We start from the raw sequence: 21,091 nt of genomic DNA, 5'->3' as shown, positions 1-21,091 counted from the left end.
GGGACCGTAGGAGCCAGCTCGCTGGCGAAGTGCTCGGGGCCATTCGCGAGCAAGCTCGCTCCTACAGGTGCATCAGTGCTGGAGGATCTTCGCGAGGAACTGCTGGGCGCGATCGGAACGGGCGTTGACGTCACCGAAGAACTCGTCCTTGGCACAGTCTTCGACGATCTGTCCGCGATCCATGAAGATCACCCGGTCGGCCACCTTGCGTGCGAAGCCCATCTCGTGGGTCACGCACATCATGGTCATGCCTTCCTGGGCGAGCTCGACCATCACGTCCAGCACTTCGTTGACCATTTCCGGGTCCAGCGCCGATGTGGGTTCGTCGAACAGCATCACCACCGGGTCCATGGCCAGGGCGCGGGCGATGGCGACGCGTTGCTGCTGGCCGCCGGAGAGTTGGCCAGGGTGCTTGTGGGCATGGGCCTTGAGGCCGACGCGGTCGAGCAGCTTGAGGCCTTTCTCCAGGGCCTCGTCCTTGTTGCGGCCGAGCACCTTGGTCTGGGCGATGGTCAGGTTCTCGGTGATGGACAGGTGCGGGAACAGCTCGAAGTGCTGGAACACCATGCCGACGCGGGAGCGCAGCTTGGGCAGGTTGGTGGCCTTGTCGGCGATGGAGGTGCCGTCGACCACGATGTCGCCTTTCTGGAAGGGCTCCAGCGCGTTCACACACTTGATCAGGGTGGATTTGCCCGAGCCCGAGGGGCCGCACACCACCACCACTTCACCTTTCTTCACGTTGGTGCTGCAGTCGGTCAGCACCTGGAAGTCCCCGTACCACTTGTTGACGTTCTTGATGGAAATCATACGGCTAACCTTTTCTGCAGGAGTTTGACCAACTGTGAAGCGATGAAGCTGACGCTGAAGTAGACCAGGCCGGCGAAGATGAGGAACTCGTGCGGTTGGCCGATGATGTCGCCACGGGAACGGGCGGCATTGAGGAAGTCCATCAGGCCCACGGTGTAAACCAGCGAGGTGTCCTGGAACAGGATGATGCTTTGCTGCAGGAGCAGCGGGGTCATCTTGCGGAAGGCCTGGGGCAGGATGATCAGTCGCATGCTCTGGCCATAGGTCATGCCGAGCGCCGAGGCCGCACCCATCTGGCCCTTCGGGATGGCCTGGATGCCGGCGCGGACGATTTCGCAGAAATACGCCGCCTCGAACATCATGAAGGCCACCAGGCACGAGGTGAACGCACCGATGGGCGTGTCTTCACCGGTGATCGCGCGCAGCAGGAAAGGCACTGCGAAGTAGAACCAGGTGATCACCAGCAGCAGTGGGATGGAGCGGAAGTAGTTGACGTAAAGCCCGGCAATCTTCGACAGCAGCGGGTTGTGCGACAGGCGCATGAGGGCCAGGACGGTACCCAGCGCAACGCCACCGACGACGCCAAGCACCATCAGCTTGAGGGTCATCAGCAGGCCGTCGGCGAGGCCCGGCAGCGCAGGGATGATCGCGGAGAAATCCATCATTTACCCCCTACGGAGATCAGGCCGGGCACCGCCACTTTTCGCTCCACCGTGCGCATGATCAGCATCAGGCTCATGTTCAGGGTGAAATAGATCAGGGTGGCCAGGGTGAAGGCTTCGAACAGGTTCGCGGAGAACTCGGCGGTCTGTTTGGTCTGCGCGAGCAGCTCCATCAGGCCGATCAGCGACGCCACCGAGGAGTTCTTGAAGATGTTGAGGAACTCGCTGGTGAGCGGCGGAATGATGATGCGGAAGGCCTGCGGCAGCAGCACGTAGCGGTAGATCTGCGGCAGGCGGAAGCCCATGGCGCGGGCGGCGCCGAGCTGGCCTTTGGGCAGTGCCTGGATACCGGTGCGCACCTGCTCGCAGACGCGGGCGGCAGTGAACAGGCCGAGGCAGACCACGACGCTGAGGTAGGCCGAGGTGGCCGGGTTGAGGTCCTGCTTGAACCAGATTTCCAGCGGCTCGGGCAGCAGGTCCGGCACCAGGAAGTACCAGAGGAACAGCTGCACCAGCAGCGGCACGTTGCGGAAGGTTTCCACGTAGACGGTGGCGATGCCGGAAACCCAGCGGTTCGGCACGGTGCGCATCACGCCGAGCAACGCGCCCAGCAGCAAGGCGATGATCCAGCCCGCCAGGGCGATGGCGATGGTCCAGCCCAGGCCGGTGACGAACCAGTCCAGGTAGATTTCGCTGCCGATCCCGGTGGACTTGAAGAACACGCCCCAGTCCCAGTTGTAATTCATCAGGGTTGTCCCCTATCAGGTCGATCTGTCTGCGGTTGAAGGCAGTGGAAGGCGGGGATGGCGTTCAGGCGCGCGGCGAGTTTTCCGCCGACTCCAGACAGCCCCCTCTCCCCCGGGGAGAGGGTTGGGGTGAGGGCTGCATGACATTGCACGGAGCCCACCATCCCTCACCCCCGGCCCCTCTCCCGGAGGGAGAGGGGAGCAAGGCGTCAGATTTCTTCAGCCGACTTGTCGGAGGGGTTGGCGACCAGCTTCTTCAGCTCTTCGCTCATGGGGAAGTTCAGGTTCAGGCCCTTCGGCGGGATGGGCTGGGTGAACCACTTGTCGTAGATGCCGTTGATCTCGCCGGAGGCGAAGGTATCGGCGATGGCCTTGTCGACCACTTTCTTGAAGGCTTCGTCGTCCTTGCGAACCATGCAGCCGTAGATTTCGAAGGACTGCGGCTTGCCGGTCACGACCCAGTCATCGGGCTTCTTGGCCTTGGCCATTTCGCCGTAGAGCAGGGCGTCGTCCATCATGAAGGCCACTGCGCGGCCGGATTCGAGCATCAGGAAGGACTCGCCGTGGTCCTTGGCAGAGATGATGTTCATGCCCATCTGCTTTTCGGCGTTCATGGACTTGAGCAGACGCTCGGACGTGGTGCCGGCGGTGGTCACGACGTTCTTGCCTTTAAGGTCTTCGAACTCGTTGATGCTGGCGCTCTTCTTGGACAGCAGGCGGGTGCCCACTTCGAAGATGCCCACGGAGAAACCGACTTGCTTCTGGCGCTCCAGGTTGTTGGTGGTGGAGCCGCACTCGATATCGACGGTGCCGTTCTGCACCAGCGGGATACGGGTCTGGGAGGTCACCAGGTTGTAGCGGACCTTCAGCTCCGGCATGCCCAGTTCCTGCTTGATGGCCTCGACCACTTTCAGTTGGAGGTCATGGGAGTAGCCAATGGGCTTGCCCGGCTCGGTGCCGAGGTAGGAGAAGGGGATGGAAGCGTCACGGTGACCGAGGGTGATGGTGCCGGTCTCCTTGATCTTCTTCAGGGTACCGGTCAGCTCGGCGGCGAAGGCCGGAGCACTGATCAGGGTTGCTGCGATAGCGGTGGCCAGAACCTTTGGGAGCATACGCATGAACGACAGTCCTCGATTTAGTTTGTTCTTATCGGCGCGGTAGGAATTCGCGTCCGTCGGGGATCTGTATTGGCAGAATGCGTGCCAGCTGTATGGTCCTTCGAATTTATAGTTAAGTATTTGAAATAAAAGGATTTTAAGTTAATAGGTGGCTAACGGGATTTTCGCTTTGTCCGGGCTTCCGAATATACGCTCCGAATGTCGTTCGGATATCCGAACGAGTGACTTTGCGGTCACCTCTGGAGGGGGCAGTGCCGGGGCAAAGCAGCCCCCTCTGCCTCTAGGGGGAATCGGCATGCTTTCGGAAGCCCTGCCTCCGTTACCAAGCAACGCCTGAGCGCGAAGCGCCCAGGCTGGGGGGCAGGGCAGGGCAGGGCAGGGCAGGGCAGAGCAGGGCAGGACGGGGATGGGGTGAGGGGCGGTCCAGGGCAGCCCTTCGGCTTGCATCGCGATTGAAATCGCCAAGGGCTGCGCAGCCGCCCCTCAGGTCACTCCACTGCCTTGGATACCTCACTCGCCCTTGGCTTCGGCGCGAACTTCGCGGCCAGGCGCATGGAGGTGGTGACCAGGCGTTGGTAGAGGGTCGGCAGCAATCGCTGCATACCGTCCAGGGCCCAGGCATCGGCACCGATGAGGATGCGTCGGCTGTCGCGCAGTACGCCACGCAGGATCACTTCCGCTGCCTTGTCCGGGCTGGTGCGTAGCAACTGGTCGTTGAACTGCTGGCGAGCGCGGCTGGATTCCTGGCCGGTGACCTTGGCCAGGCTGTCATTCATGCGCGCGGTCTTGGCAATGTTGGTGCGGATGCCGCCGGGGTGCACACAGCTGGCCGATACCCCGCAGCCTTCCATGTCCAGTTCCTGGCGTAGCGATTCGGTGAAGCCGCGCACGGCGAACTTGGTGGCGTTATAGGCGCTCATGCCCGGCTGGGCGAACAGGCCGAACACGCTGGAAACGTTGACCACATGGCCTTCGCCACCGGCCTTGATGTGCGGCAGGAAGGCCTTGGTGCCGTACACCACGCCCCAGAAGTTGATGTTCATGATCCACTCGTATTCCGAGTAATCGCTGCCGTCCACGGTGCCGGCGTGGGCGACACCGGCGTTGTTGAAGATCAGGTTGACGCGACCATGGTCCAGCACCACCTGTTCGGCCCAGGCGTGCACGGCATCGCGGTTGGCGACATCAACGCGTGTCTCGGTGACCTGCACGCCCAGCTTGCGCGCCATGGCGGCGGTGTCCGCCAGGCCTTCGGCGTTCACGTCGGCGAGCGCCAGGTGGCAGCCCTGACGGGCGAGGGCGCAGGCGAGGGCGCGGCCGATGCCGGAACCGGCACCGGTGACAGCGGCGACTTTGTTCTCGAAGGATTTCATGCTGGTACCTCTTGATTAGCCATCAGCAGCGGGCCCTGGGCGGCATGCACCGGCGCGCTGCGGCTGAAATGGTAGGCCGCGGGGTCGAAGTTGCGGGTCAGCAGGCGGTAGCGCCAGGTGAAGCCGGGCCAGACGGTGCAGTTGCGACCGGTGACCGGGTGCAGGTACCAGCTCTTGCAGCCGCCGGCATTCCATACGGTGTTGCCCAGGCTGCCCTGGAGCTTGCCGTTGAACCTGTCCTGCACGTCGCGTTTGACTTCCAGGCTGCGCAGGCGGCGTTCGTCGAGCAGCTTGAGGGCGCCGAGCACGTAATGGATCTGCGATTCGATCATGTAGACCATCGAGTTGTGGCCCAGGCCCGTGTTCGGTCCCATGAGGAAGAACAGGTTCGGGAAGCCGGCGGTGAGAGTGCCCTTGTAGGCCTCGGGACCCTGCGACCAGGTGTCCAGCAGGTCGACACCGTTGCGGCCGAAGACCACGCCGCGGGGCAGGGGATCGCTGGGGGTGAAGCCGGTGCCGAAGATGATGGCGTCGATCTCGCGTTCCGTGCCGTCGGCGGTGACGATGCTGTTCGCGCGGATTTCGCGGATGCCGTCGGTGATCACGTCGACGTTGGGCTGGGTCAGGGCCGGGTAGTAGTCGTTGGAGATCAGCACCCGCTTGCAACCCATGGTGTAGTCCGGAGTGACCTTGGCGCGCAGCACCGGGTTCTTGATCTTGCGCTTGATGTGGCCCTTGGCGACCAGTTCGGCGAGCTTCATCACCTTCGGCGTCAGGGCGAAGCCCACCACGCGGCTTTCGAGGATGGCATAGATGCCGCCGCGCCAGAGTTTCTGCAGTAAGGGGAAGCGCTTGAAGCGGGAGCGCTCACCTTCGCTGATGGCGCGATCGGGCTTGGGCATGATCCAGGGCGCGGTGCGTTGGTAAAGGTCGAGCTGGGCGACCTGCTTCTGGATCTGCGGCACGAACTGGATGCTGGAGGCGCCGGTGCCGACTACCGCCACACGCTTGCCGGCAAGATCGAAGTCATGGTTCCACTGCTGGGAGTGGAAGCTCGTGCCCTTGAACTTCTCCAGATCTTTCAGTGCCGGGATCGCTGGGGTGGACAGGGCGCCCATGCCGGACACCACGAACTGCGCGCTGTAGTGATTGCCGGCGGCGTCCTCGATCTGCCACAGCTCGTCCACGTCGTTCCAGGCCAGACGGGTGATCTCGGTGCCGAGCAGGGTCTTGTCCTGCAGCCGGTACTTTTCCCAGCAGCCTTCCAGGTAGGACTTGATCTCTTCCTGCTTGGCGAACATCCGCGTCCAGTCCGGGTTCGGCTCGAAGGAGAAGGAGTACAGGTGCGATTGCACGTCGCAGCCGCAGCCCGGGTAGTTGTTCACTCGCCAGGTGCCGCCGATGCCGGGCTCTTTTTCGAATACGAGGAAATCGTTCTCGCCTTTCTGCTTCAGGCGGATCGCCATGCCCAGGCCGGAGAATCCGGAACCTATGATGGCGATCTTGCAATGGCGGGCAGAGGGTCGGGGTGACGCAGTCATTGGCTGGGCTCCTGTTCTTATTAATTGCGGCGTATACAGCTGTATACCAAGGTAGACATCTGTATACTCGCCGGCAATCCAACGCCGTCACAACCAACCTTAGGTAGGGCCCGAGATGAATTCCGCCAGCGGTGACGAGCCCCAGTCGCCAGAACGAACGCCCGATGCCCCCGGTAAGCGCCTGCTCATGGAAGCGGCGTTGCGCCTGGGTTCCCAGAGTCGCAGCCTGGGCAACCTGGGGCTTCGCGAGCTGGCGCGGGAGGCCGGGCTGAACCCCAATACCTTCTACCGCCACTTCAAGGATGTGGAGGACCTGGGGCTGGCCATCATCCGCAACATCGCTACCCAGCTGCGCCAGCCGCTGCGTGATCTGCGACGCGAGGCGGCGGCCCGCGCCGTGAAGGGTGATGGCGGACTGCTGCCGAAATTGATGGGTATCGACCTGGGCCGCGGACGGCGCGTCTGTCATGAGACGGTGCACTTGTTCTTCGATTTCGTCGACGAGAATGCCGAGGCGTTCGTCATCGGCGTGCGCGAGCTGCATGGCGCTTCCCCGGTTCTGCGGGAGGCTTTGCGCGAAGTGATGGAAGACTTCGCCGCCGACATGGCCGAAGACGTCCGCGAGTACAAACTGCTGCCGACTATGGTGGCCGAGCCGGTGGTGCGACGAGTGTCGCGGCTGGTCAGCCGCAACCTGTTCCAGATGTCGCTGGACTACATCAGTGAACCGGAGCGTCGCGAGGCGATTCGTGAGGAGGCAGTGGAACAAGTGCTGTTCCTCTTCACTGGTGCCAGTGTGTTGCAGGCGGTAGGCGCGTTGTAGGTGTTTTTCTGGGGTGGCGAGCTCATTCGCGAATGAATGCACCTTTAGGTTGCTTGCTGCCCTGTCCGGGTGGAAAGCCTGGGTCCCGATGAGGGGGTTAGGCTTTCTATTTGCTGGCGCACATCCCTGCCCACGGCCTTCAGACGTCTGTCGGAAGCTCCTCTCCAGCGTCTACCTCTCTCCCTGCACGAAGAAGCTCTTTTTCCAGTGTTCATTCTGAACTGGCCTGATAGCGGTAATACGACGGCTCGCGGCAGTCTCCTGCGTTCTGTATTTGCGCAGGGAAGTATCTCCACATGCTTGACGGACTCCACCCCATCTTCGACCCACGCTGCCACAAGCCCCGCGTTTGCACCTTTGATGCACTGCTTCACGTGCTCGCCTTCCGGGGCAAGACGGCCAGCTTCAGATTCCTCCCACTACCCGCACCGAAGTTCTTAGTTCGCCCGCGCGTGCCACCGGCCCAGTCATTGCGGCCCCGGCACGGGGTGATCAGTAGCTTCAATGACGAAGTGCACACCGTACATCGCCGCTGGTACGCCGAGCTGCTCACCAAGCGCCTGGGCCAGAAAGGAGATGCCCCATGAGACCCGCCAACGCCAGGCACCCCGAAATCGTCGTGCCCATCGCCCTCCAGCGCACCCACGAAGCGGTCTGCAGCGCGCCCTGGTTCGTCTGCGATACCGAGTACCGGCCCTGGCCGGCCAGCTACAAGCCCCTGATCAATGGCGAGGAGGCCTTTCGTGCGGTGCACCAGGCCATCGCCAATGCCGAGCGCTCGGTCGACATCATCTGCTGGGGCTTCCAGCCCTCGATGCACTTCATCCGCGACGGCAGCGACGACCGCTGCATCGGCGTACTGCTGGAAGAGAAGGCCCGGCAAGGCGTGCAGGTGCGCATCCTGGGGTGGGAGATGCCGCTCAATGCAGCCGGGGTGGTGGGTGAAGCCAACTTGCCCGGTAAGGGCGGCCTCGCCGACCGGGCAGGGCAGACCTCCAGCGATGAGCAGTACGCCTACGACCGCCAGTGGTTCAAGCAATACGCGGTCGCCGATAACAAGGCCGCCGGGTTGGCGGATGCCCATATCCCGCTGTTCGTCAGCCGTGACTTCAGCTGGTCCGAACGCGCGGAAATCGCCTATCAGCTCAAGCTCAAGCGCCTTGACCCGGAGCTGGCCAAACGCTCCGCCCTGACCATGCGCCACACGGTGACCCACCACCAGAAGTCCGTGCTGGTCGACTTCGAATTGCCGGAGCGGGCCATCGGTTTCGTCATGGGCCACAACATGCTCGACGAGTACTGGGACACCGACCACCACTCGGCCCTCTGGCGGCCGGATCCCAAACGGCCCGACGCGAAGACCCACGCCCCCAATCGCGGCCCTCGCGGCGCCTTGCCGCGCCAGGACATTTCCTGCCAGATCACCGGCCGGATCCTCAGGGACCTGCACCACAACTTCGCCACCGCCTGGGCCAAGGAAACCGGTGAGGACCTGCTGCATGCGCGCAATGCCAATGAACTGGCCAAGCAGTTACAACCGCGCCCGGAGCACGGCAACACGCTGATGGCCCAGCTCCTGCGCACCCAGGCGCAAGAAACGGAGGCCGTGCGCGACATCCAGGCCGGCTACCTGAAGGCCATCAACAACGCCACCCAGTTCATCTACATCGAGAACCAGTACTTCCGCTGGCCGCCACTGGCCGAGGCGATCAAACAGGCGGCCCAGGACCAGACCCGCGCCGAGCGGGACCCGGGCAAACACGGCGCCCTGCACCTGTTCGTGATCACCAATGTCACGAAGGAGGGCCTCGGCGCCGGCACCGTCAACACCCAGCGCATGCTGGAAAGCCTGGGCCGGGCCGACACCATTCCGGCGGTCACCAAGCTGTTGCGCATCGAGAAGGTCAAACGGGACATGCCGCCCCAGCCCAGGCCCGATGGCGCCAATGACCGACACGGGCACCGAGAACTAGCCCAATGGCAAGCCGAGCTCGACCGGCAGGTCAAACAGATTAAAGACGACGATGTGATTCCTGAAGAGCGCCCCGGCCTGAAAGCGCACGTCTGCTCCCTGGTCGCGCCCGACTCGCCGGCCGGCCAACCCTGGGTGCCAGTGTACATCCACTCCAAGCTGATGATCGTCAACGACGTCCTCACCACCCACGGCTCGGCCAACATCAACACCCGCAGCATGCAGGTGGACAGCGAACTGAACATCCTCCACGAGTGGCACAGCGTGACCCAGGCCATGCGCCGGCGGCTGTGGGATCTGCATACGGATGGAAAGGGGGTGCAGGATGATCCGGGAGATGCCTTCGACGCTTGGCAGGAGCTCATCAACGAGAACAAGGAACGTCAATCGAGCAAATCGACACCCGATACCCCTCTGGTGGAGTTCCTGTATGACAAGGCCATCCTGAGGAACCTCGACTGATGCGTTTCCTGCTCCTGCTCACGACCCTGCTACTGGCTGCCTGTGGCAGCCATGGACTCAAACTGAAAAAGGACCCGACCGTGGACCCGATCCCTCAGATCAAGGCCAACCTGGCCTTCACCTGCCAGCATGAACGCATCCCCGAACCCTCGGCCGACAGCGACCTGCTGTTCCAGTACGCCCGCTGGCTGCAGAAGAACAACCAGCTCAAGGAGGACCCGGCCGTGGACGCCGAGGTCGAGCGGCTCTACCGCATCGCCGCCGCGCACTAGCACTACAAGGCCACTATCAACCTGGTGAACGGTGCCTTTCGTAGTCATTTCCAGGTACGCGGTGCCGAGCGCCTGCGCTTGAGCCAGGAGCTGATCGACGCCGGCGTGGCCACCGGCTACTACTTCGTCGGTCTCTTCCTGCAGCGCGGCTCAGCCGGCTTGCGGGAGGACCCGGCCATGGCCCTGCGGTACTACCGCAAGGCCGCCGACGAGGGCAGCGCCCTGGGGCAGGCGCTTGTGGCCGACAAGCTGGCGCCCATCGATATCGCCCCGGACATCGCTCGGCAGATGCGCCGTTGCGCGGCCGAACAGGGACATGGGGAGGCGGCTACAGACCTGGGCGTCAACTTGAAAAACAGAGGGGATTTCCAAGGGGCGCTGGAAGCTTTTCAGCTGGGGGTGGCGGCAGGTTACAGCACCTCGGCTTCTTTCCTGAGTAATGGTTTTCGCGGTCCAAAGCCAGATAATCGGCTGCATTACCTTGCTCAACAGGAAGACCTAGAGCGCGCTGAGCGCTACAACAAGATCCGGCGTGTTCTGGGGAACTACTCCTACGCCCAACCCTCAGTCCCCGAAATCAACGACATCGTGCCCTTGCCGCCCGCCAAGCTGCCGCCCTGGGACGGCACGCTCAAATGGCTGGAAGCGCGCGAAGCCAACATTCCACCGCCCAAACCCAGCGAGGCGCTGACCCAACAACTGGCCAAGGCCCGGCAACTCGACCCCGCCACCGGTCGGCCGCTGACGGGGTCACCCCACTTCATCACGGTCGATGCACCCGCGCCGGTCTGCGACAGCGGCCAACCCTGCCTCCACGCCGGCTACTGGCAAGTCGTGGCGCTGACCCAGAATCGTCTGGCCCATCTCCACGACGGCGCCATTCGCCGCTTCGAACAGGGCGAAATCCTGCCCACGCTGCTGGTGCGGCAGAGCCATCGCCGCCTCTGGCCGCTGCCCGACAGGGTCACAGTGGGCGAGGAACTGGTTGAGTGGAGAATGCTCGGTGAAGCCTAGGGCTTGTGTGCTGGCTGTTTTGTTTTGCTCTTGGCCGCCTGCGGCGGCCATGGACTCAAACTGAAAAAGGATTCCGCCCTGGACCCGGAACCGAGCATTTCCATCAGCCAGTCTTCGTTGATCGCCAGGCCGAGTTGACTAACATCTTGACCAGGTTGGCGTAGCGGTGAAGTCCAACCAGAGCGTCCGGGAGGCGCGACTTTCTGGCCGGTAGTTACTCCCTCCACCCATGTGTACAAGAACATTGCAGGTATCGGTTGGCCATCGGTAGGCGAATCAAGCAACTGCATTGCCCGTAGGAGCTGGCTTGCCAGCGAATGGCCCGTTTCGCTGGCAAGCCAGCTCCTACAAGGCTCTTGGCCTGCTGGTAAATTTCTCGCATCCGCTAACGCAGATATAGCGAATTCATTCGCCCAAGAGATGGGTTATCACCGTCATTCCCCGTCTTCTCCAACCGTTGCGTTCTCTTCCTTGGCCTTGGCCATGCTGTGGTGGAGGAAGGCCTGGGCGATCACTGCGCGGAGCTGGTCGTCGTCCCAGGGTTTGGTGAGGAACTTGTAGATGGCCCCCTGGTTGATGGCGTCGGTAACGGACTTCAGGTCGGTGTAGCCGGACAGCACGATGCGAATGGTGTCGGGATAGAGGTCCTTGACCCGGCTGAGGAACTCGGTGCCGTTCATTTCCGGCATGCGCTGGTCGGAAAGGATGACCTGGATGTCGTGCTTGGCCAGTTGCGCGAAAGCGTCCTGGGCGCGGGTAGCGGTGAGAATCTGGTAGCCGTCGCGGCGCAGTACGCGGGTCAGCGCGCGGAGGATGTTTTCCTCATCGTCCAGCAGCAGCAGGGTCTGGGTGTTGCTGGTGCCGGAGCGCGTGTCCAGGTAGGACGCCGGGCTCTTGTGATGTTCGTGGAGGAACTGGTCGAGCTGCTCGAAGGGCATGGGGCGGGCGAAGTAGTACCCCTGGAACTCGTCACAATGGCTCTTCTTCAGGAAGGCGAACTGGGATTCGCTTTCCACCCCTTCGGCGATCACGCGCAGTCGCAGGTGGTGGGCCATGGAGATGATGCCCTGGGTAATCGCCGCATCGTGCCGGTCGCTAATGATCTCCTGGACGAAGGCACGGTCGATCTTCACCTTGTCGATGGGCAGCCGCTTTAGATAGTTGAGGCTGGAGAAACCGGTGCCGAAGTCGTCGATCGACAGACGCACGCCCAGGGTCTTGAGTGCCTGCAAGGTGGCGATGGCGCGCTCGGCGTTGTCCAGCAGCACGGTTTCGGTGATCTCCAGTTCCAGCAACTCGGCCGGCAATCGCGTTTCTTCGAGGACACGCCGCACGCTGTCGACGAAGATGTTGCGCTGGAAGTGCACTGCCGAGATGTTCACCGCCACCACCGTGCCGGTCATGCCCCGATCCAGCAGTTCACGGCAGTCGCGACAGGCGGTGGCGAGAACCCATTCGCTCAGGGGGATGATCTGCCCGGTGTCTTCGGCTACCGGTACGAACTGCGCCGGCGAAATGAAGCCAAGCAGCGGGTGCTGCCAGCGCAGCAGGGCTTCGAAGCCGGTGACGCGACCGTTGCGGCCGTCGATCTGCGGCTGGTAGTAGAGCATGAAGGCGTTGGCTTCCAGGGCCTTCTGCAGCTCATTGCGCAGGGTCACCCGTTCGCTGACTTTCTGTTCCAGGTCGGTGGTGTACCACTGGTAGCAGTTGCGTCCCTGTTGCTTGGCCTTGTACATCGCCAGGTCAGCCTGCTGGATCAGCTGCATGGGCTGCTGCATGCCTTTCTCGCTCACGGCGATGCCCAGACTGGCGGTGATGTGTATTTCGCTGCCGGCTATGGGATAGGGGCGGGCGATGCAGTCGATGACCCGCTCGGCCACCTGCAGCACGTCTTCCTCACGGGCCAGGTCCGGCAGGATCAGGATGAACTCGTCGCCGCCCAGGCGCGCCACGGTATCGCCGGGGCGAACCTGCTGGGTCAGCCGCCGCGCCACTTCCACCAGTATCTGGTCGCCGATGCCATGGCCCATGGAGTCGTTGATCGGCTTGAAACCGTCCAGGTCGATGAACATGACCGCCAGCTTGCGCTGGTAGCGCTGGCTGATCTGGCAGCCCTGGCGCAGGCGGTCTTCCAGCAGCGAGCGGTTGGGCAAACCGGTGAGTACGTCGTGGCTGGCGTTGTAGGCCAGCTCGGACTCCACTCGCTTCTGCTCGGAAATGTCGTTCTGTACACCGATGAAGTGCGTGATCTCGCCATGCTCGTTGGGGACCGGGGCGATGTAGAGGTCGTTCCAGAATGGCGTGCCGTCCTTGCGGAAGTTACGCAGCACGACGTGGACCTCACGCTTCTCCGCCAGCGCATGGCGGATCTCGGCTATGCCGGCCTGCTCGTGGTCCGCGCCCTGGAGGAAGCGGCAGTTTCGCCCCATGGCCTCGGCTGCGGTGTAGCCGGTGATGCGCTCGAAGGCCGGGTTGACGTAGACCACCGGCAGGTCGCTGGCGGTGGCATCGCAGATCATCGCGCCGTTGTAGCTGGCCTCGATGCTGCGCTGGAGGATGCGCAGCTGTTTCTCCGACTCCTTGGCGCGGCTGATGTCGCGGAACGCAATGACCCAGCCGCCGAGGGTCTGCGCGTGCAGGAGCGGCGCGCAGTCGTAGGCTATATGGCGCTCGCCGTCCAGGCTGACTTCACCATGGCGACCCGTGGTGGCGGGAGTGCTGTAGAGGTCCAGTGGCAGGTGATCGATCAGGGCCTGGCCAAGCAGGGCCTCGGGGCTCTGGCCGAGCAGTTCGGCGGCAGCCGGGTTGACGAAGTTCAGCCGTCCCTGGCGATCCACCGCGAGCAGTCCCTCGCCGACGCTGTTGGTGATGGCCGAGGTGAAGTCCAGTTGCTCCTGCAGGCGCTGTTCGCCGGAAAGCACCTGTTGCACCAGGCGGATGTTTTCCAGCGCCGCCACGGCCATCTGCGCGAACTGCTGGGCAATCGCCAGGTCGTCCTGGTTGAAGTCGCCGTCGTACTTGTCGGAGAGCTGGATCAGGCCTAGATGGCGCCCGCCGTGGTCGATCAGCGGCACCGCCAGCCAGCCCTGCAGCGGTAGCTGGCCGCTGCCCGCGTCGCCTGCCGCATCCAGTTCGGCACGAGTCAGCAGCACCGGCTGGTTGCCGACGCAGGTTCGGGCATAGAGCGCGACACCTTCAGCAGGCAACTGCGGTGTCTGCCAGTCCTGGTACTTGGGTGATAGCGAGAAGGCGCCCGGACCCTGGCCATCGCCGAGGTCGATCAATGACTGATGCGAGCCCACCAGCAGGCGCAGTTGCTCGCACATGAAGTCCAGCAGGGTGCGGGTGTCGAGAATGCCGCCAATACGCAGTGCAGTGTCGCTGAGACCGTGCAGGAGCAACGCCTTGCGCTCCGACTGGACGAGCGTGTCCTGCAGGGCGCGGGTCATGCGGTTGCGTTCGCCGATGTTCTTGGCGATGCCGAAAACCCCGACTATCTGCCCTTCGACGACGATGGGCAGGTGGGTGATGTCCAGCTCCAGCGAGCCGCCAGCCCGGTCGTGGCAGCGCACTTCGAAGCGCTGCGCCTTGCCCTTGAGGGCGCTGCGGAAATGCTCGCGGACGTGTTCGATTTCGGCGTCGAGCACCAGCCGGGAAAACGATTCGCCGAGCAGGTCTTCGGCGTTGAAGCCGATCAGCTCGCAGCCGGCCTGATTGAGACTGAGGAAGCGACCATTGCGGTCCAGGGAGAACACCGGGTCAGGGTTGAAGATGAACAGGGAACGGTAGCGCTGCTCGCTTTCCAGGAGCCGCAGGCGATCGTTCTGGCGTTCGATGGCGATGGCCGCGAGCTGGCCGGCGGTGCCGATCAATTGCAGGGACTCGTCGTCCGGGGAGCAGGGCTGGTGCAGGTAGACGGCGAATGTGCCGAGTACGTCGCCGTGGTGGGAGATCAGCGGGATTGCCCAGCAGGCGCGCAGGCCGTGGCGCATGGCCTGGTCACGGTGTTCGTGCCAGAGGGGGTCTTCGCTGATGTCTTCGCTGACCACCATCTGCCTGCGGAATACCGCGGTTCCGCAGGCGCCGGCCAGGGGGCCGATGGACTGGCCGTCCAGCGCCTGGTTGAAGGCGTCCGGCAGACTTGGCGCGGCGCCCAGGTGCAGGTGCTTGTGATCGCCGCTAACCAGGAGGACCGAGCACAGGGCTGAGGGGTCGAGGGTTTCGCTCATCAGGCAGATGGCCTTGAGGATCTCCGCCAGCGGCTGGTCGGTGGAGATCATGCTGAGGATGTCGCGCTGGTCCTCGGCATAGGCTTCATGACGCACCAGGCTGGTGATGTCGTGGGCGACGGCGAACAGGGTGCGCTCGCTCTCCGACCAGCCGGCGGACCAGAGGAGGTGGACGACGCTGCCATCCTTGCGCTGGCAGCGGTTGCGCACGGCATCCCATGACTCTCCCTGGATGATGGCTTCGATATCGCCGCGTGTGCGCTCGCGGTCCTCGTTGAGGACGAAGTCGGTGTAGGGGCGGCCGATCATCTCCTCCGGCCGATAACCGAGCACGCTGTGGCTGGAGGGGCTGACCTGGGTGAAGCGCTCGGAAGCGTCGATGGCGCAGAGCACATCCATGGAGTGGTCCATGATCCGCTGGTTCTGCGCCTGCAGGCGAGCCTGGTGCTGCAGGCTCAGTTCCAGTTCGCGGTTGCTTTCGCGAAGGCGCTGGCTGCGTTCGAGGGCGAGCCGGGAGAAGCTCTGGCTGACCATCAGGAGGAAGGTGAAACCCAGGCCGAACAGCATGAACAGCGGTGGTAGATAGACCGAGGCGTAATCGCTGCGCGGCAGGGCCTGGTAGGTGCGCATGCGCCAGCGGCCCTCCGGGCCCAGGTCGGTGAACTGCATGTCCACCGGGAACAGGCTGCGGCCATCTCTGCCCGTGCCGGACTCATAGATGCGCCGCTGGCCTTCGAAGACCTCCAGTACGAATCCATCCAGGTTCCTTCCCAGTTGGCGATCCAGGGTGGCGCTGATGTCCAGGCTGGCCACCAGCAGCGCCTTGGGTTGGCCGTCGATGTGCAGAGGTGTAGCGACCAGCGTGCTGTTGTCGGTGGCGCTGAAGCTCTGCGCCGGGCTCATCTGTGCAGCAGTACCCTGACGCACCTGTTGAAGCCAGTCGCGCAGCTCGGACTGGGCGAGGAAGCGCGCCAGCCAGTCGTCTGCCACGCGGTTGCGTCCTTGCTGCAGGAGTGGCTTGAGATCGGCGTCGAGTACGGCGATCAGGTTGAGGTTGGGGAAGTCCCGCAGGTAGCTGTCCGCTTCCTGTTGCCAGAGTCGCTCCGGCGGCATTCCTTCCAGGGTCTGCCAGCGCTCGGCCATGCGCTGGACGAGCTGCCGGCGCACGGTAACGGTATTTTCGATGGTGGATTGGGCGCGCAGCAGAAGCTGGTGGCTGTGGGCATTGAGGGTGGAAATCTCATTCAGGCTGAGGAGGAACCAGCCGATGCAGGTGGTCAGCGTGCCCAGAATGCCGGTGGCCATGGCACGCCGGTTCAGCAGGCTGCGCTGGTCCTGCGGCAGCGCACAGAGCATCAGCACGGCGGTGCCGAGCAGGGCGATGAAAAGGTGGGTGACGTGCCCGGCTTCCGGCCGGAAGGCGAAGCGAGGCAAGCCGTGGCCGGCGCCCAGCAGCGACAGTTCCGAAAGCAGTGCCAGACCGATCAGTGTGATACCACAGAGCTGGCTGAGCCAGCGGCCACCCTGGCGGGTGACGGCCAGGAGCATTGCCAGGCCGAAGAGGCAGGCGACGATCGCCAGTTCACTGCGAATGCGCCAATACCCACTGATTAGCGAGCGGCCATGGTCACTGCCGCCGGACAGCACGTTGTGTCCGAGGCTGTAACCGGCCAGGGCGACCAGGGCCAGTCCCGCCAGCCACGAGGCGCGGCGCCAGGCGCGGGTAGCGCTCAGCAGGGCGCTGCCGGCGAAGATGGTGATCATCGCGCTGTCGGGCAGCAGTACCAGTTCGTAGCGCGCCGGATTGGTCATGACCGCGAAGGCGACCATGCTGGTGACGCCCAGCGCGATCAGGGCAAAAGCCAGGCAGTGCAGGTAAGCCTGGTAGCCGAGGTTGCGGTTGTGCTTGGCCATGGGGGCGTGCCGTTCCGGTGGCGGGGGTGGTACTGGCTGACCGGACTCAGTCATCCAGGTCGCAGTCCTCGAGCAGCACGGCGCCATCGGCGTCGCGGCGCACACGAGTCAGCCCCGGGTGCTCGCTTTCCAGGCGCAACAGTTCACGGTGCTGGCGCTCCAGGGTGTCCTGCTGGCCACGAACCTGTTCCAGTAGGCGACGGTTTTCGTCGCGCAGCAGGAAGAGGTCGACGGCGGCCTGCAGGGCGCTTTCGATGTCGTAGTTCTCCCAGGGTTTGGAGAGGAAGCGATAGACCTCGGCACGGTTGATCGCCTGCATCAGCGTGGCGCGGTCGCCATGGGCGCTGAGCAGCATGCGCAGGGCATCGGGCTGTCGCTGACGAGCGAACTGCAGATAGGTCAGGCCGTCCAGTTGCGGCATGTTGAGGTCGCAGATGATGGCGGCGTACTGGTGTTCGGCCAGCGCAGCCAATGCCGTTTCGGGGTTGTCGAAGGGGTGCAGGACCCAGCCCTGCGGTCGCAACAGGCGTTGCAGGGCGCTGAGGATATGGGGTTCGTCGTCCACCAGCTGGATCTTGATCATCGTGGCTGCTCCTTTGCCGTGCTCCCGGCTGCCTCCGGCAGGCGGACGTGAAGGGTATAGCGCGCGCCTTCGCTGGCCTCGAAGGCAATGAGCTTGTCGATCAGGGTGCGGCTGAGCTGTTTGCCTGCGTTGAGCAGGAGCATGCCGCTGTCGGCCCGGAGATTTCGGGTCAGGACCATGCCCGGTTCCAGGCGACGGGTGTCGACGGCGAGGATGCCGGGATCAGCCTCAAGCAGGTCCGGCGCATGGCGGGTGCATAGATCGATGAATTGCCGGCAGAGCGCCGGATCGTAGAGGCGTCCTGCGTAACGGGCGAGAAGTTGCAGGGCTTCCGGTCGGGGCACCGGACGCTGCAGTACCAGCCCGCACTGCAGCTCGACGAAGTCCACTGCCAGTTTGAGCAGGCGTGCGCCGTAGGGAATGACTTCGCCGTGCAGTTGATCCGGGAAGCCGGTGCCGTTCCAGCGTTCCTGGTGGTGGCGGATAAGCCGCCCAGCGTCGTGGAGCGGCTCCAGTGCCATGAGCAGACTTTCGCCCAGCTGCGGATAGCGGCAGTAGCGCTCCCGCTCCTCGCGGTGCAACAGGTCGCTGGGCCGGTTGAGCAGGTGGTCGTCCCAGGTCAGCTTGCCGAGGTTGTAGAGGGCTGCTGCCATGGCCAGGTCGCGGGTATCCGCCTCCGGCAACTGATGTTCGTTGGCAAAGGCCCGCACCAGGGCGATGACCTGGGCATTACCCTGCTTGTCGCCTGGAAGGCGCTGGGAGAGTAGGGAGGAGAACACTTCTGTGGCGGTCACGTAGCTGTGCCGCAGTTCGTCGTAAGCCAGGTCGAGCATGTCGGCGGTCTGTTGCAGCTCGGCGGTACGGTCGCGGACCCGCTGCTCCAGGCTGGCGTTGAGTTCCTGCAGGCGCTGGTTCTGTTCCAGGGTGAGGCGCTCGAGCCGCTGGTGCTCGCGCTCGGCATGCTGATGGGCGAGGGCCTGGCGCAGGGTGAAACGCAGCTCGTCGTCATTCCAGGGTTTGCCCAGATAGCGGTAGATCTGTCCCTGGTTGATGGCGCGGATGCTGGTGTCCAGATCGGTGGCGCCGGTGAGCATCAGCCGCAGTGTGCCGGGCCAGCGCTGTTGTACTTCGGCAAGCAGGGCGGGGCCATCGAGCCCGGGCATGCGGGCGTCGGAAACCACCAGGTCGACCTCATTCGCGGCCAGCAGGCCGAGCGCCTCAGTTCCTCCGTTGGCGGTGAGCAGTTCGTAGGGTTCGCCTCGCAGGACACGTCGAAGGGCGCTCAGGATGTGTTCCTCGTCATCCACCAGCAGCAGGGTGGGGCGGTACTGGGCTTCACTCATGCCTGCGTCCCGCCGGGCAGGGGTTGCTTGCGGGGCAACCAGACGCGGAAGCGCGTGCCATGGCCGGGCTGGCTCACCACTTCGATGCGGCCGTTGTGTTTCTGCACGATGTTGTAGGAGAGCGCGAGACCCAGCCCCGTACCTTTACCCACCGGTTTGGTGGTGAAGAAGGGCTCGTAGATACGATTGAGAATGGCCGGGTCGATGCCCTTGCCGTTGTCTTCTACCTCCAACCAGACCCAATCGCCTTGTTGGCCGCTGCGCAGGCAGATGCGGCCGAAACTCTCGATGGCATGGGCAGCATTGATCAGCAGGTTCATCACCACCTGGTTGATCTGCGATGGGATGCACTCCACCAGCGGCAGCTCGCCGTAATCGCGCAGTACTTCGGCCTTGTACTTGAGTTCGTTGTTGACCAGATTGAGGGTACTGTCGAAACCCTTGTGCAGGTCGGCGGCGCGGAACTCCTCTTCTTCGATGTGGGAGAAGTCCTTGAGGGCGGTAATGATTTTCTTGACCCGTTCGATGCCATCCTCGGACTCGTGGATCAGGGCCTCGACGTCGTTGCGGATGTAGTCGTACTCCAGGCTGCGCTTGAGCTGCTGGAGTTCTTCCAGGCTCCCGACGCCGTCTACCGCGTCGACGATGCGCAGCAGGTCGTTGACGTAGCCGGTGAGGGTCTTGAGGTTGGAGAACACGTAGCCGATGGGGTTGTTGATCTCATGGGCCACGCCGGCGGCCAACTGGCCGATTGCTGCGAGCTTTTCCGACTGCAGCAGCTGGGCGTTGGCTTTCTCCAGCTTGTGTACCAGTTGTTCCTGTTCCAGCTGCTTGCTGCCCAGGGCGTTGAGAGCGGCGGCCAATTGCTCGTTGGAACGGGCGAATTCGGTGGTGTCGTAGAGCAATAGCCCCAGGCAGCGTTCACCGCGGCAATCGAAGGGAAACAGCAGGGTGCTCTGCAGGCGCAGGGGGGTCACCTGACCTTCGGGGCTGTAGGGGAGCTGGATCAGGTAGGGATCTTCCCGCCAGTGGGTGTAGGCGTGCAGACCCTGGTCGCGAGCCCTGGCCACCATCTTGCCGAGGCGTGGCGTGTCCGTTTCCGGGAAGACAGCGGTCAGGGGTTGTCGCAGGGCCGGGCCCAGGACTTTTCCGCTGCGCTGGCTGACGAATTCGTTCCAGTGAAGGATGCGCAGCTCCTGGTCGAGGATGATGACGCCCACCTCGATCTGTTCTACCAGGGCTCCGGCAAGGTCCAAAGGGCTGCTTTCCATGATGTCGCCCGCTTTTTTCGCTGTGGAACGGTTGGCAGGGTTGAATTCTGGCGCTTGTCCGACTTTGTTGTACGAAGTGTATGACAGATTTCAGGCGTCTGAATCCTGTCGAAGATTGCGCCTGATGGCGCCTGGGAATCCCTTCAACTGGAATGCAAGGTTAGACCATGGGGCTGGAGCCAAGGGCTGAGGCACAGGTTCGCTACGAATTCGGGTTTCCCGACGGCCGCCTATGGGTGCATGAGGTGGACCTGGCGGGGCAGAGCGAAAGCTCGGATAACGCGCCTGAATGGGCCCGGCTGGGCTTCGGGCAGTGCACCCATTGCCCGCTGAAGGCGACGGAGGTGCGCGATTGCCCCTTCGCGCGGGTGCTGGCGCGGCCGGTGGCGGTGCTGGCGCGTTCACCGTCTTACGAGGAAGTACGGGTGGCCGTGTTCTGGCGGGGCCGGGAAATTCGCCAGCAGACCACCTTGCAACGTGCGCTCGGCTCGCTGCTGGGACTGCTCGGGGCGACCAGCGGTTGCCCGCATACCCGGATGTTAAGGGCGATGGCCTGGTTCCATTGGCCATTCAGCAGCTCGGCGGAAACGCTTTATCGTGCCCTGGGCACCTACCTGCTTGGGCAGCACCTGCGCAGGCAGCGCGGGCTGGAACCGGACTGGGACATGGATGGCTTGCGCGAGCAGTACCGTAACCTGCGGCTGGTCAATCTGGGGATGGCCGGACGCCTGCGCGCTGCCGCGGAGGAGGATTCCAGCCTCAACGGACTGATCCTGCTGGACCTGCTGGCGGCCGACACCCTGTATTCGCTGGACAGCTACGAAGGGGAGCTGGATGGGTTCTTCGCGGAGTTTTTCGAGGACAGTTGAAGCGAGCTCTGTTGTGGGGGCGAATTTGTTCGCCAAGGGCAGCGACGTTGCCCCCTCGAACGCATCAGGGCGGACCTGTGGCCCGCTTGGCG

The 21,091-nt window shown here is 63.6% G+C and carries 15 protein-coding genes; 5 read left to right on the top strand and 10 right to left on the bottom strand.

What is annotated here, in order from left to right; all coding sequences use genetic code 11:
* Positions 1–72 precede the first annotated feature (72 nt).
* The 6 genes from SA496_RS16910 to SA496_RS16885 all read right to left on the bottom strand — a co-directional run bounded on the left by SA496_RS16910 (position 73) and on the right by SA496_RS16885 (position 6,247).
* Positions 73–807 carry an amino acid ABC transporter ATP-binding protein gene (locus SA496_RS16910; protein WP_120650054.1) on the bottom strand — a complete coding sequence of 245 codons (735 nt, stop codon included), beginning with the start codon at positions 805–807 and terminating at the stop codon, positions 73–75.
* Positions 804–1,472 (bottom strand): amino acid ABC transporter permease, encoded by a 669-nt coding sequence (locus SA496_RS16905; RefSeq protein WP_162945791.1) that lies wholly within the window; start codon positions 1,470–1,472, stop codon positions 804–806. Before SA496_RS16905 ends, SA496_RS16910 begins: the two co-directional genes overlap by 4 nt.
* Entirely contained in the window at positions 1,469–2,215 is a 747-nt protein-coding gene (locus SA496_RS16900) for an amino acid ABC transporter permease (RefSeq protein ID WP_153917475.1), read from the bottom strand. Before SA496_RS16900 ends, SA496_RS16905 begins: the two co-directional genes overlap by 4 nt.
* A gap of 209 nt (positions 2,216–2,424) precedes the next feature.
* Positions 2,425–3,333, bottom strand: coding sequence for a glutamate/aspartate ABC transporter substrate-binding protein (locus SA496_RS16895; RefSeq protein WP_120650057.1), 909 nt, complete (start codon positions 3,331–3,333; stop codon positions 2,425–2,427).
* Between the two features lie 488 nt (positions 3,334–3,821).
* Positions 3,822–4,706 (bottom strand): SDR family NAD(P)-dependent oxidoreductase, encoded by an 885-nt coding sequence (locus SA496_RS16890; protein ID WP_120650058.1) that lies wholly within the window; start codon positions 4,704–4,706, stop codon positions 3,822–3,824.
* Positions 4,703–6,247: a flavin-containing monooxygenase gene (locus SA496_RS16885; RefSeq protein ID WP_330114171.1), complete on the bottom strand. Its 1,545-nt coding sequence runs from the start codon at positions 6,245–6,247 to the stop codon at positions 4,703–4,705. The genes SA496_RS16890 and SA496_RS16885 overlap by 4 nt, the downstream gene beginning before the upstream one ends.
* A gap of 115 nt (positions 6,248–6,362) precedes the next feature.
* Here SA496_RS16885 and SA496_RS16880 point away from each other — a divergent pair, with 115 nt between their 5' ends.
* From SA496_RS16880 to SA496_RS16865, 4 genes are all read left to right on the top strand, one after another.
* Positions 6,363–7,070, top strand: a complete 708-nt coding sequence (locus SA496_RS16880) for a TetR family transcriptional regulator (RefSeq protein WP_120650060.1) — start codon at positions 6,363–6,365, stop codon at positions 7,068–7,070.
* A 583-nt stretch (positions 7,071–7,653) separates the two neighbouring features.
* The gene (locus tag SA496_RS16875) at positions 7,654–9,504 is read left to right on the top strand and encodes a phospholipase D-like domain-containing protein (RefSeq protein ID WP_330114170.1); all 1,851 of its coding nucleotides are present in this window, start codon (positions 7,654–7,656) and stop codon (positions 9,502–9,504) included.
* Positions 9,504–9,776, top strand: a complete 273-nt coding sequence (locus tag SA496_RS16870; protein ID WP_330114169.1) for a hypothetical protein — start codon at positions 9,504–9,506, stop codon at positions 9,774–9,776. Before SA496_RS16875 ends, SA496_RS16870 begins: the two co-directional genes overlap by 1 nt.
* A 78-nt stretch (positions 9,777–9,854) precedes the next feature.
* Positions 9,855–10,790, top strand: a complete 936-nt coding sequence (locus SA496_RS16865) for an SEL1-like repeat protein (protein ID WP_330114168.1) — start codon at positions 9,855–9,857, stop codon at positions 10,788–10,790.
* Positions 10,791–11,224: 434 nt separating this feature from the next.
* Here the strand turns inward: SA496_RS16865 and SA496_RS16860 are convergent, their stop codons facing one another.
* Genes SA496_RS16860 through SA496_RS16845 form a run of 4 tightly spaced genes read right to left on the bottom strand, consistent with a single transcriptional unit; the run spans position 11,225 to position 20,130 of the window.
* Complete coding sequence (locus tag SA496_RS16860) at positions 11,225–16,933, bottom strand: EAL domain-containing protein (RefSeq protein WP_330114167.1); 5,709 nt, start codon at positions 16,931–16,933, stop codon at positions 11,225–11,227.
* 46 nt (positions 16,934–16,979) lie between these two features.
* Entirely contained in the window at positions 16,980–17,516 is a 537-nt protein-coding gene (locus tag SA496_RS16855) for a response regulator (RefSeq protein ID WP_120650065.1), read from the bottom strand.
* Positions 17,513–18,859, bottom strand: a complete 1,347-nt coding sequence (locus SA496_RS16850) for an HD domain-containing phosphohydrolase (RefSeq protein ID WP_120650066.1) — start codon at positions 18,857–18,859, stop codon at positions 17,513–17,515. Before SA496_RS16850 ends, SA496_RS16855 begins: the two co-directional genes overlap by 4 nt.
* Positions 18,856–20,130: an ATP-binding protein gene (locus SA496_RS16845; protein WP_330114166.1), complete on the bottom strand. Its 1,275-nt coding sequence runs from the start codon at positions 20,128–20,130 to the stop codon at positions 18,856–18,858. Before SA496_RS16845 ends, SA496_RS16850 begins: the two co-directional genes overlap by 4 nt.
* A gap of 167 nt (positions 20,131–20,297) precedes the next feature.
* Here SA496_RS16845 and SA496_RS16840 point away from each other — a divergent pair, with 167 nt between their 5' ends.
* Positions 20,298–20,999, top strand: a complete 702-nt coding sequence (locus SA496_RS16840) for a DUF6901 family protein (RefSeq protein WP_120650068.1) — start codon at positions 20,298–20,300, stop codon at positions 20,997–20,999.
* Positions 21,000–21,091: the final 92 nt, after the last annotated feature.

The organism is Pseudomonas sp. JS3066 (assembly GCF_036328175.1).
Classification (GTDB): domain Bacteria; phylum Pseudomonadota; class Gammaproteobacteria; order Pseudomonadales; family Pseudomonadaceae; genus Metapseudomonas.
Note: the sequence above shows the minus strand (reverse complement) of the source record. Positions and strands in the feature narration are given on the sequence as shown.

Excerpts from the sequence above, each read along its gene's own strand:
- SA496_RS16910 (WP_120650054.1), bottom strand. The coding sequence starts at position 807 with ATGATTTCCATCAAGAACGTCAACAAGTGGTACGGGGACTTCCAGGTG.
- SA496_RS16905 (WP_162945791.1), bottom strand. The coding sequence starts at position 1,472 with ATGATGGATTTCTCCGCGATCATCCCTGCGCTGCCGGGCCTCGCCGAC.
- SA496_RS16900 (WP_153917475.1), bottom strand. The coding sequence starts at position 2,215 with ATGAATTACAACTGGGACTGGGGCGTGTTCTTCAAGTCCACCGGGATC.
- SA496_RS16895 (WP_120650057.1), bottom strand. The coding sequence starts at position 3,333 with ATGCGTATGCTCCCAAAGGTTCTGGCCACCGCTATCGCAGCAACCCTG.
- SA496_RS16890 (WP_120650058.1), bottom strand. The coding sequence starts at position 4,706 with ATGAAATCCTTCGAGAACAAAGTCGCCGCTGTCACCGGTGCCGGTTCC.
- SA496_RS16885 (WP_330114171.1), bottom strand. The coding sequence starts at position 6,247 with ATGACTGCGTCACCCCGACCCTCTGCCCGCCATTGCAAGATCGCCATC.
- SA496_RS16880 (WP_120650060.1), top strand. The coding sequence starts at position 6,363 with ATGAATTCCGCCAGCGGTGACGAGCCCCAGTCGCCAGAACGAACGCCC.
- SA496_RS16875 (WP_330114170.1), top strand. The coding sequence starts at position 7,654 with ATGAGACCCGCCAACGCCAGGCACCCCGAAATCGTCGTGCCCATCGCC.
- SA496_RS16870 (WP_330114169.1), top strand. The coding sequence starts at position 9,504 with ATGCGTTTCCTGCTCCTGCTCACGACCCTGCTACTGGCTGCCTGTGGC.
- SA496_RS16860 (WP_330114167.1), bottom strand. The coding sequence starts at position 16,933 with ATGGCCAAGCACAACCGCAACCTCGGCTACCAGGCTTACCTGCACTGC.
- SA496_RS16855 (WP_120650065.1), bottom strand. The coding sequence starts at position 17,516 with ATGATCAAGATCCAGCTGGTGGACGACGAACCCCATATCCTCAGCGCC.
- SA496_RS16850 (WP_120650066.1), bottom strand. The coding sequence starts at position 18,859 with ATGAGTGAAGCCCAGTACCGCCCCACCCTGCTGCTGGTGGATGACGAG.
- SA496_RS16845 (WP_330114166.1), bottom strand. The coding sequence starts at position 20,130 with ATGGAAAGCAGCCCTTTGGACCTTGCCGGAGCCCTGGTAGAACAGATC.
- SA496_RS16840 (WP_120650068.1), top strand. The coding sequence starts at position 20,298 with ATGGGGCTGGAGCCAAGGGCTGAGGCACAGGTTCGCTACGAATTCGGG.